Source organism: Streptomyces sp. NPDC050704 (assembly GCF_040654355.1).
GTDB lineage: Bacteria > Actinomycetota > Actinomycetes > Streptomycetales > Streptomycetaceae > Streptomyces.
The window spans coordinates 189,296-200,176 of record NZ_JBFAHW010000003.1; the positions used below are offsets into that span (position 1 = coordinate 189,296).

Consider the following 10,881-nt stretch of genomic DNA (forward strand, 5'->3'; position numbering starts at 1 on the left):
CATTCACCTCAATCCGTCGGCAACTGGGAATTCAGGCATTCTCCGGTGCAACCCCCGTCGCTGGTGCGGTGTCTAACGGAGTGTTCGGAAACAACAACCACCCCATACACAACTCCGGACCCACGCGGAGCGAGGGATTTCAGCGGCGTCCTCCGCGATGCCCTGACCGCCCCTCCACCACCTTGACCACCTTGACCACTCGCCACCACTGAATCCGCTTCCACGAAGGGTTACTTCCGCATGCGCACATACAGGACCAGGACGGTTGCCGTCACAGCCACGTTCGCCCTCGCCCTGGGGGGAGCCTTATTCGCGGCACCCACCGCCCACGCGGCCACGACGGTGGCCTCCGTCGTCCACGAGAAAGGCGAGCTCTGGTACAAGGGCGCCGCCGGGCAGGTCAACAACCTGACGGTCTCGGAGGAGATCGAGGAGAGGGGTGAGTGGGAGTCCTACCACGTCCTCACGTTCCGCGATCAGGGCGACATCACCATCGATGCGAGCGCGGCGGCCATCGACGAGTGCACATATCCCTCGGCGACCGACCGCACTGTCGTCCGGTGCGCGACCGAGGCCCCGCTGGGCTCCGACGACTCGGACAACTACGACGTCAACCTCGGAGACGGCAACGACACGGCGACGGTCGACGCCGACAGCAACGCCTACTCCTCGATCTACGGAGGGCCCGGTGACGACGTGCTCACGGCCTCCGGGGCAGACGTGCTGTACGGCGACGACGGCAACGACCGCCTCAACGGTGGCGGCGGTGTCTGGAGCGTCGGCCCCTACGGCGGATCCGGTGACGACACCATCACCGACTGCGCGACCGACTGCTACGGCGGCGCCGGCAACGACTCCCTGACCGGCGGCGCCGATCCCACCGACAACCACATGTACGGCGACGACGGCAACGATGTCATCCACGGCCTGACCGACGCCGACTTCATCTACGGCGGCCGGGGCAACGACACCCTCTACGGCGAGGAGGGCAACGACACGATCTACGGCAACAGCGGCAACGACACGCTGTACGGCGGCCAGGGAACGGACACGCTCTCGGGCGGCCCGGGGACCAACCAGGTACACCAGGACTGAGGAAACCCGCCCGCAGCAGCCTCCGGCGCCTCCGGCTGTGGCGCCGGGCCGGATCTCTGTCGAGATCCGGCCCGGCGTGAACTACGTGCTCATCCACTGGTGCGGGGACGGGCAGGCGAAGCCACCACGTCGACCAGTCGCGCGGCGGCTAACCGAGAACTCGGCCCAGTTCGATGCGGTCGATGTTCGGGGCCCACGCACTCGCGTTTGTGAAGGTCACCTTGTTGGAGCCCTTCTTGAGGTCGACGGGGACACCCAGCGTCCAGTAGTCGTCCCAGCTCCAGGTGTTCTTGAAGGTGACCTTCTGAGGCGCTCCCGTTCCCACCGTGATGTCCGCCGTACGGGACATGATGTCGGTGTTGTAGGAGTGGCCGTTGTCGCGCCGGTCGTTGTGCGCGTAGTGGACGACCAGCACATAGCGGCCGGACTTGGGTGCGTCCACCGTGAACCCGGCGGTGCTGTCGGCGCTGTTGCCGAGCCAGCCGATGTAGGAACCGGCGGAGGCGTGGGCGGAGTCGACGAGCTTGGCACCGCCCGCGAGGGTGGCCGAGGCGCCCTCGTAGGAGAGTGTGCCGGAGGTCGAACCGGCGCCCGAGACATCGAGGGAGCGGACGGAGACCTTCCCGTAGCTGCCCACAGCCGTCATCGCGACGCGGTTGTTGCCCGCCACGAGATACATCCGCAGAGCCTTGCCCGGCGCCGCCGTCACCGTCTCTCCGTGCAGGGAGAGCTTCACCGCCGCCGACGTGCGCGGCGTCACCGTGTAGTAGCCGTCACGCGGCGCGTAGACATCGAAGACCACCTTGTCACCGGAACCGGAGCCGGAACCGGAGTGCAGGACGAGGGAGCCCGTGCCCACTCCGGCCGACGACGAGTAGTCGTAGGCCAGCTTTCCGCTGATGTCCGCCAGCGTGGCCTCGTACGAGGCGGAAGGCACCGACGCGGTACGCGCGGTCAGGTCGATGCGGTCGAGGGTGACCTCGGCGTCTCCCTTGGCCAGCGTCAGCACATGGGTGCCGGCGGGGAGTTCGACGCTGAGGTCCTTCTTGGCGCGGTAGGTCCAGTTCTCGGTGGAGGGGTAGGAGACCGTGACCGGATCACCGCCGTCGACCGACAGCTTCTGTGTGGCGGGTGTCCCGGACTGGTTGCCGTACAGGACCGCCAGGTCGTACGTCCCGGCCTTGGGCACCGTCACCGTGAAGTCGACCTTGCTGGAGGCCGTGTTGAGCGAACCGACGTCCTTCGTCCCGGAAGCCGCGTAACCGTTGGCGTTGCTGACCGTGCCCTGGGTGTAGACCTTGCCGTCGGTGATGGCCGCGTCCTCGGCCTCGTACGACGCCGCCCATGGAACCGAGGAGGTGGACGGGGTACCCGAGCCGCCGGGGGTGAGGACGATCCGGTACGCGGACATCTTGTGCATGCCGCGCAGCGGGACGGTCACCGAACCGTCGGCCGCGACCTTGACCTTCGTACGGGCGAGGACACGTGGCGTCGCGTGCTGGCCCTCGTAGCCGGACCAGGCGGACTCGGCGACGGTCGCGGTGACCGTGCGGCCGAAGACGGACCGGGAGACGTTCTGTACGACGACGTCGGAGTCACCGGCGGAGCCGCCGAGCAGGACCTGCGCCTGGCGGCGCTTCGTGTCGTACGAGGCCAGGCCCTGGAGGGTGTCGACGGTGTTGGCCTGCGGTGGCGTCACCTTGACGGTGTTGCCGGTCAGTCCGGCGTACCAGCGAAAGAACCACCAGCCGCCGTTCGGGATGTTCGAGCGCACCACATTGCCGTCGAGGTTGCCGGCCGCGTCCCAGTAGGCCTGGTTGGCGTACACCTTGTTCCGCTCGAACATCGAGACCCACTGCGCGAGTTGCCCGGGCACGGACAGGTCGCGGCGGTTGGCGTACTCGTCGATGTTGATCTTCAGCGGCGCGATGCCGAGGTTCTTCTCGATCGAGCGGTAGTTGTCGTAGTTCCCCTGGAAGTTCTTCAGCGAGCTGGAGTCCAGCTCGTGCCAGGTCATGATCTGGGGGAGGACGTTCTCGCGCTTGGCGAAGGCGAGGAAGTCGGTCAGCAGGCGGGTGTGGTAGCCGGATTCGTTCGGGCCGGCGATCCTGGCGTCGGGGTCGATCGCGCGGATCCGCTCGTACACCGTCTTCCAGTCCTTGAAGAACCGGTCCCGGTTGACCTCGTACTGGGCCTGGTCGGAGGTGCCGAGGTGGTACCAGATCTGGTCGGGCTCATTGAACGGGATATAGACGAAGCGGTCGCTGTTCGGGTCGGCCGACACCTCCTTGACGATCTTGTCGACCTTGGGGAGGTAGTCCGCGATGCCGAGGTCCTCGTACGGCCACTTCGAGTAGATGTCCTGCATCATCACGTTGATCTCGCCGCCGCCGGTGCGGAAGAACGACTTCGAGACGGTGAGTGCGTCGCCGTTGGGGTGCTGGGCGCCGCCCTCCGGCTTCTGCGAGATGCTGGTGATCTTCAGGGGTTCCAGCATGGCGTCGCTGGGCACGCCGTCGTCGCTGAGCCCGTACAGCGTTCCGTTGGCGCCGCGCATCACCGGGCCTTCGGAGGCGGCGAGGTCGACCGAGACGCGCTGCGGGTCGGCGGCCGCGGCCGCGGTTCCCGTCGCGGGGAGGGTGCCTGCCATGGCGGCTACTCCAAGTACGGCTGTGACAAAGGCGGTTCGGGTGCGGGACCTGATACGGGATCTCGTACGGTCGGGCGTGCGGGTGGGGGTGCTCACGCTGTTGGACCTCCAGTCATTTGACGGCTCCACTGGTGATGCCGGACACGATCTTTCGCTGGGCCACCAGGAAGAGGGCGACCATGGGCAGGCTCATCACCACGACGTACGCGAAGACGAGATGCCAGTTGTTGAGGTAGAGCTGTGCGCTGGCGACCTTGTAGAGGTTGAGCGGCAGGGTCGCCTTGTCTCCGCCGCCGAGGACGAAGAAGGCATAGAAGATGTCGCTCCAGGCGTAGAGCATCACCATGATCGTCGCGGTGGCGATGACCGGCCTGAGCAGCGGCAGCACGATCCGCAGGAAGATCCGCAGCGGCTTCGCGCCGTCCATCCGCGCGGCCTCCTCCAGCTCCAGGGGGATGGCCCGGATGAAGCCGGTCATGAAGAAGATCGACGTGGAGAGGTACATCCCGGTGTAGACGGCGATCATCCCGGGCCGGGTGCCCGCGAGGCCGAGCTGCCGCAGCTCCATGACGATGGTGATGACGGCGGGCGGCAGCAGCAGTCCGCTGATGCACAGCGCGTACGCCGCCGAGACCAGCTTCGACTTGCGGCGCGCGAAGACCCAGGCCGCGCCGGCCCCGAGGATCAGTACGAGGGCGACCGAAGGCACCACGACGAGCAGGGAGTTGAGGAAACCGCGCAGCATCTCGCCCTGGCTGACGGCGTCCTCGTAGTTGCTTCCCGGCTGCCACTGCCGAGGCAGGTCCAGGTTCGGGTTGATCGCCTCGGCCTGCGGTTTGGCGGACGTGACGGCGACCAGCCACAGCGGGATGCCGACGGCGAGACCGGCGAGCAGCAGGACGAGGGCGGGGCGGCCGTAACGCCATGCGGGATGCACGGCGGGTACGCGACGCATGGCGGACGCGGGATTCACGGTGGCGCTCACAGGAGTTGCTCCCTTCGGCGCAGCCCGACGACCAGGGGGATCGCGACGGCGACCACGACCAGGAAGAGGACGAGGCTCATCGCGGAGGCCTGGGCGTACAGGCCCTGTCCGAAGATCCGGAACATGTAGATGTTGAAGACCTCGGTGGAGGCGGCGGGTCCGCCGCCCGTCGTGGCCTGCACGATGTCGAAGGTGTTCATCGAACCGATCAGTGCCGTGGTGACGTTGAAGGTGACGGCGGGCGCCAGCATCGGCCAGCGCACCGACCAGAAGGTGCGCCAGGGCCTGGCGCCGTCGCACTTCGCGGCCTCCAGCATCTCGCCGGGGATGCCCTTGAGACCGGCGAGATAGATCAGCATGGACAGGCCCATCCACTTCCAGCCGTGGATGACGGTGACCAGGACCAGCGTCCAGGTCGTCGAGCCGAGCCAGGGGATGTTGGTGCCGAGCAAGCCGTTGACGGCGCCGTCCTGGTCCAGCAGGGCCTGGAAGATGTAGCCGGTGGCGAGCGCCGAGATGAGTACGGGCAGGAAGAACACGGCGCGGAAGAACCGGTTGAACCGGGAGTCCTCCTCCAGTAGCAGCGCCAGTACCAGCCCGAAGCCGTTCTGGAAGAGCGCCGCCAGCAGGGCGTAGATCAGGGTCGTGCGGATCGCCCGCAGCAGTGAGCCGTCGTCGGCGATGGTCTTGAAGTTGTCGAGGCCGGTGAAGGCGATGTCCGGGTGGTACGAGGACCAGTTGGTGAACGGGTAGTAGAAGTTGAGCAGGTTCGGCACCAGGAAGAAGGCCGCGAAGACGGCGATCGCGGGGAGTGCGAACCACCACGGGTGGTGGACGGCGGCGCGGGGCAGCCGTCCCACCTTTCTCTGCCGGCCCTTGGCGGGCGCCGGTTTCTGCGTGCGCGTGCGTATGGCCGTGTCCGCCATCGGAAATCCTTGCCCGTCGGGTCGGTCGGGTCTAGAAGCCGGGCGCGCCCTGGGCCTTGGCCACCTGCGCGAACTGGTCCTGGATCGCCTGCGCGACCTGCTGCGGGTTCTTCTTGCCGTAGATCATGTCGGCGAGGTAGAGGTGTGTGTCGGGGGCGACGATCGCCTTGGCCTGGAAGACGCCGATGGCCGTGGGCAGCGCCTTGACCTGGGCCATCGAGGCCTGGGGGAGGCCGTCGGGGGTCGGTACGGACGGCTGCACGGAGGGGATCTTCATCGCCTTGATGTAGTCGGGGTAGTCGGGCCCGAGCCAGAAGGCCATGAACTGGCGGGCGGCGTTCTGCCGCTTCTCGTCACCGGTCCTGAACGCGACCACGCCGTTGGTCTGGTCGGGCGAGTACATCCCGGTGGCGGAGGAGTTGGCGATCGGGAACCAGCCGATCTTCTTGTCGATCTCGGCCGTGGAGTACTTGGCCTGCAACTGGCTCTGGAAGGAGGTGACGTTGAGGACCATGCCGGACTCGCCCTTCCAGAGGGAGTCCGCCTGCCCGGTGAAGGTGCCGGTCTTGTAGTTCTTCTGCGCGAGCCCGGCGTCGAGCAGCTTCTCCTTGTACTTCTTGATGGCGCCGACGACGACCGGGTCGGTCCACTTCTTCTTGTTCTGGTTGAGGTCGGCCCACCACTGCTTGTCGAGGTCGGTGAGCTGGACCTGCATCTGCCACTGCATGGGCCACTTGTCGCCGCCGGCCTCGTAGAAGGCGGCCGCGTCGGTCTTGTCCTTGATGGTGGTGCCGAGGGCCAGCAGCTCGTCGTACGACTTGGGGAAGTCCTTCTCGGTGAGCCCGGCTTCCTTGAAGACGTCCTTGTTGTAGTAGACGCCGAGCATGGCGGGGCTGGTGACGATCGCCGCGTACCGCTTGCCGTCGATGACGCCGAGGGACTTCTCCGTGTCGCCGAGCCTGGAGACCCACTCCTCCCCGTCGAGGGTGAGCAGGTTCTGCTGCGGCTGGATGAAGGGCAGTGTGGAGATGGACGGCTGCCAGAACATCAGGTCCGGCTTGTCACCCGAGGCGAGCTTGGTCGGCACGTTCTGTTCGTACAGGTCCGGGATCGCCTGGGTCTCGACCTCGGCGCCGGTGGCCTTCTCGAAGGCGTCGATGACCTGCTTGGGCGCGTTGAGGGTGTTCTGCGCGGTCCACATGGTCAGCTTCACGCCGTCCAGCTTGGCGGTGGGGTCGACCTTGGCCTGCTTCGCGCCCGAGTCGGAGCCCCCGGAGGCGGAGTCGCCGGCGGTGGGGTCACTGCATGCGGTGGCGGACAGGGCGGCGGCGCATATGAACGCCAGCGCGGGGAGAGCTCTTCTCTTCATGACGTGCCTTTCGCGAACAGGTTCGGGTACGGGAAGCGGCAAGCGGTCCAGCGAGAGGTTCGGCGGTCGTTCGGGTCGCGGGCGGCCGGTCACCGCGATGCGAGGGGCTTCACGTACGTTCGGGCGGCGGCCCCGAGCTTTCGCGCACGACCAGTTCCGGTACGGAGACGGGGTGTGGGGCGATCTGCGCGGACTCCTCCAGCACGCCGTGCAGCAGAGCGAACGCGGACCGCCCGAGGCCGGTGAAGTCCAGGCGTACGGTCGTCAGCGACGGGGTGAGATAGGCGGAGTGCGGGGCGTCGTCGAACCCGGCCACGCTCACCTCGCCGGGGACCGCCCGGCCCGTCTCGTGGAGGGCGCGGATCACCCCGAGCGCGAGGTCGTCGTTTCCGCACAGGATCGCGGTGACGGCAGTGTCTTGCGCCAGCTTCAGGCCCGCGGCGTGACCGCCCGCCGGGCCCCAGGTCCCCTGTAGGGGACGGGGTTGCGGCGCTCCGGCCTCCCTGAGTGCCTGCTGCCAGCCGGTGGTTCGGGCGCTGGTGCGCCGGGTGCTCGACGGGATGGCGACGTAGTGCACGGTCTCGTGGCCGAGGGAGAGCAGATGGCGGGTCGCTTCGTAGGCGGCCTCGCGGTCGTCGGCCCACACCCAGGGGCGGTCGCCGCCGGGCGGGCTGGCGGGGGTCTCCACCACGCCGACGACCGGCAGATCGGCGGGTACGGCACCGAGAGCCCGTACACCGGCCGGATCGTATGCGATCACGATCAGCCCGCCGCCCGCGTCGGCCGCCCGTTGCACCTGGGCGGCGACGGCGGCCTCGTCGGCCGTGTCGGCCGATTCGAGTACCCCGACCCCGACCGCGTACGAGGCGGCGCGGGCGGCCTCCTCGATGCCCTGGAGGATCGAGGCGTAGCCGTAGTGCGTGGTGTTGGAGGTGAGTACGGTCACGGCGCGGGTTCGTCCGCTGGCGAGGGCGAGCGCGGTGGAGTTGCGCCGGAAGCCCAGCTCGTCGATGGCGGCGAGCACCCTGTCGCGGGTCGACGGCTTGACGCTGGGATGGTCGTTGATCACCCGGGAGACGGTCTGGTACGAGACTCCGGCGGCGGTCGCGACATCCCTGATACTCACTGAGCGCCTTGTGTGACCGGTCACATTCATGCCAGGATTGTGACCGGTCACATGAAGCTCGTCAAGAGACCGTAACCATCAATTCACGCGGCAGAAGCAGACCGTCGGCAGCGGCGGCATCGGGAGGGGAAGACGTTGACCGTTACGTCCGACGCGGCGGGCACGGCCCCCGGCGACACGCGACAGCGGATCACCTGGGGCCACCAGGCGCTGGAGGCGGAGTTCGCCACCGGTCCCGGCTCTGACGGCGATCTGCGGCTGGTCCGGCTGGCGATCCCCCGCTCTCAACTCCGTACGAGCGGGGGGACCTCCACCGGCGACCCGGCGTCCGAGTCCGGCCCGGACGCCCCCCTCCACCTGGTGGAACTCACCGTTCTCGGGCACGGCAGCGGCTGGTCCGGCCCGCGCTTCACCGGTACGGCCCTCGGTTCGCGGCTGCGGTACCGCGCACACACCACCGAGGCACGCGACGGCTGGACGTACCTGACGGTCGAACTCCACGATTCCGGGACCGGGTTGACCGCCTTCGTCGAGCTGTCATCACCCACCGGCCTGCCCGTGCTGCGCTCCCGCGTCCGGCTCCGCAACGAAGGGCCGCAGGCCCTCGTCGTGCAGTCCGTCAGCAGTCTGCTGCTCGGCGCCCTGCCGTCCCCCGACGTCCTCGACGTCCACCGCGCACGCAACGACTGGCTGGCGGAGTGCCGTTGGTACGCCGAGCCGCTGCGCGACACCGTTGTCGACATCAGCGTCGACGCCCACCAGCACGACAGCCGGGCGGCTCTGACCCTGGCGGGACGCGGCAGCTGGCCCACCGACGGGCATCTTCCGATGGGCGCCCTCACCGAACGCGACGGCGACCGCGCCTGGCTGTGGCAGGTCGAGTCCCCGGCAGGCTGGCGCTGGGACCTCGGCGAGCGTCGCCACGGTACGTATCTGGCGCTGAACGGACCCACCGACGCGGAGCACCAGGCGCGGGTCCGGCTGCAGCCGGGCGCCGAGTTCAGCACCGTGCCGGGGGTCCTCGCCCTCGGTTCCGGTCTTGACGACGCCTTCGGCGCCCTGACCTCGTACCGCCGGGCCGTGCGCCGCCCGCACCCGGACCACGCCGCGCTGCCCGTGGTCTTCAACGACTACATGAACACGCTGATGGGAGACCCGACCACGGAGAAACTGCTGCCGCTGATCGACGCGGCCGCCGAGGCCGGTGCGGAGTACTTCTGCATCGACGCCGGCTGGTACGACGACACCCAGAGCTGGTGGGACAGCGTCGGCGAGTGGCTGCCATCGTCCCGCCGCTTCCCCGACGGCGGACTCCGCCCGGTCCTGGACCGGATCCGGGAACGCGGCATGGTGCCCGGCCTGTGGCTGGAGCCGGAGGTCGTCGGGGTACGCAGCCCGGTCGCGTCCGCGCTCCCGCGAGAGGCCTTCTTCCAGCGGGACGGCGTGCGCCTCAGCGAACAGGGACGCCACCAGCTCGACCTGCGGCACCCGGCCGCCCGCGCGCACCTCGACGAGGCGGTGGACCGGATCGTCGGTGACTGGGGGGTGGGCTATCTCAAGCTGGACTACAACATCGTGGTCGATCCGGGCACCTGCGCGCCCGGCGACATCTCTCCCGGGGCAGGACTGCTGGGCCACGCCCAGGCCTATCTCGACTGGCTCTGCGAGGTGCTGGACCGGCATCCCGGCCTGGTGATCGAGAACTGCGCGTCGGGCGGGATGCGGATGGACGGGGCCACGCTGGCCGTCACCCAGCTCCAGTCCACCAGCGACCAGCAGGACCCGCTGCGCTGCCCGCCGATCGCCGCCGCCGCTCCGACGGCGGTGCCGCCCGAGCAGGGCGCGGTCTGGGCCTACCCGCAGCCCGAGTTCGACGATGACCTGAACACCTTCACCCTGGGCGGGGCGCTGCTCGGCCGGATCCATCTGTCGGGTCACCTGGACCGGATGTCGGAGCACCAGCTCGCGCTCGTACGGGACGCGGTGGCCGTCTACAAGACGGTCCGTGGCGACCTCGCGGAGGCCGTGCCGTTCTGGCCGCTCGGTCTGCCGGGGTGGACGGACGGCTGGCTGGCCCTGGGCATGCGGGTGCCCGGTGGGCGTACGTCGTACCTCTCGGTGTGGCGCCGTGGCGGGGAGAGCGAAATCCGCCTGCCGGTCGGGCACTTGGCGGGCCGGCAGGTGAGTGCGGAGATCCTGCATCCGTCGCCGTCGCCGTCGCCGTCGCCGTCCCGGACCGTCGGGTCGACGGAGTGGGACGGCGACGGGCTGAGGGTGTCGCTGCCGCGCACGCCTGGCGTGCTGTTGATCCGGCTCACGTCGGACGCATAGGGAGCACGGGCCGTGGAGTCGGCTCGGGGACCGCTGTCTTCGCAGACTTTGGTTCGGGGCGGGTCCGTGATGCGGACGCGGTGTCGGGCGACGCGGTACTGGACCCCCGCGCCCAGTACCGCCGTGCCCGGGGCAGGGTGGTGTTGGCGGGTGACGGTGACTGTACGAAGCCGGTTCTGGAAGGAAGGCGCGGGGCGTCAGCCGCGGACAAGCCGGATAAACGGAAAGCCCCGGCTGGACGGGGGAGACCAGCCGGGGCCGTGACGGTGGCGTGCGGAGGGCGGTCGCCTCTCGGCGGAAGGCTCCATGGGGCTTCAGCCGGACGATCGTCCCCATGGGCTATAGGTGAGGCCCGGGGACACTGTCCCCTCCGCAGCCACATACAGATGAACGGTCAAC

Annotated in this window: 7 protein-coding genes; 2 read left to right on the plus strand and 5 right to left on the minus strand. The window is 68.7% G+C overall.

Translation table 11 applies throughout. The features are described 5' to 3' along the window. Nucleotides 1-240: 240 nt before the first annotated feature. Entirely contained in the window at nt 241-1,095 is an 855-nt protein-coding gene (locus AB0I18_RS02675; RefSeq protein WP_363103530.1) for a calcium-binding protein, read from the plus strand. Between the two features lie 148 nt (nt 1,096-1,243). Here AB0I18_RS02675 and AB0I18_RS02680 read toward each other — a convergent pair whose 3' ends face one another. The 5 genes from AB0I18_RS02680 to AB0I18_RS02700 form a co-directional block, all read right to left on the minus strand. Then, nucleotides 1,244-3,745 (minus strand): CBM35 domain-containing protein, encoded by a 2,502-nt coding sequence (locus AB0I18_RS02680; protein WP_363103531.1) that lies wholly within the window; start codon nt 3,743-3,745, stop codon nt 1,244-1,246. 112 nt (nt 3,746-3,857) lie between these two features. Then, a complete protein-coding gene (locus AB0I18_RS02685; protein ID WP_363103536.1) occupies nt 3,858-4,700 on the minus strand; it encodes a carbohydrate ABC transporter permease in 843 nt (280 codons plus the stop codon). 26 nt (nt 4,701-4,726) lie between these two features. Beyond that, nucleotides 4,727-5,656 (minus strand): sugar ABC transporter permease, encoded by a 930-nt coding sequence (locus AB0I18_RS02690; protein WP_363103532.1) that lies wholly within the window; start codon nt 5,654-5,656, stop codon nt 4,727-4,729. Nucleotides 5,657-5,687: 31 nt separating this feature from the next. Next, nucleotides 5,688-7,025, minus strand: coding sequence for an ABC transporter substrate-binding protein (locus tag AB0I18_RS02695; RefSeq protein WP_363103533.1), 1,338 nt, complete (start codon nt 7,023-7,025; stop codon nt 5,688-5,690). A 109-nt stretch (nt 7,026-7,134) separates the two neighbouring features. Then, on the minus strand, nt 7,135-8,202 hold the full coding sequence (locus tag AB0I18_RS02700; protein ID WP_363103534.1) for a LacI family DNA-binding transcriptional regulator: 1,068 nt from the start codon (nt 8,200-8,202) through the stop codon (nt 7,135-7,137). A gap of 84 nt (nt 8,203-8,286) precedes the next feature. Here AB0I18_RS02700 and AB0I18_RS02705 point away from each other — a divergent pair, with 84 nt between their 5' ends. After that, entirely contained in the window at nt 8,287-10,482 is a 2,196-nt protein-coding gene (locus tag AB0I18_RS02705; RefSeq protein ID WP_363103535.1) for an alpha-galactosidase, read from the plus strand. Nucleotides 10,483-10,881 lie beyond the last annotated feature (399 nt).

Bases quoted from the DNA above. Each gene is read 5' to 3' on its own strand.
- AB0I18_RS02675 (WP_363103530.1), top strand. From the start codon at position 241: ATGCGCACATACAGGACCAGGACGGTTGCCGTCACAGCCACGTTCGCC.
- AB0I18_RS02680 (WP_363103531.1), bottom strand. From the start codon at position 3,745: ATGGCAGGCACCCTCCCCGCGACGGGAACCGCGGCCGCGGCCGCCGAC.
- AB0I18_RS02685 (WP_363103536.1), bottom strand. From the start codon at position 4,700: ATGCGTCGCGTACCCGCCGTGCATCCCGCATGGCGTTACGGCCGCCCC.
- AB0I18_RS02690 (WP_363103532.1), bottom strand. From the start codon at position 5,656: ATGGCGGACACGGCCATACGCACGCGCACGCAGAAACCGGCGCCCGCC.
- AB0I18_RS02695 (WP_363103533.1), bottom strand. From the start codon at position 7,025: ATGAAGAGAAGAGCTCTCCCCGCGCTGGCGTTCATATGCGCCGCCGCC.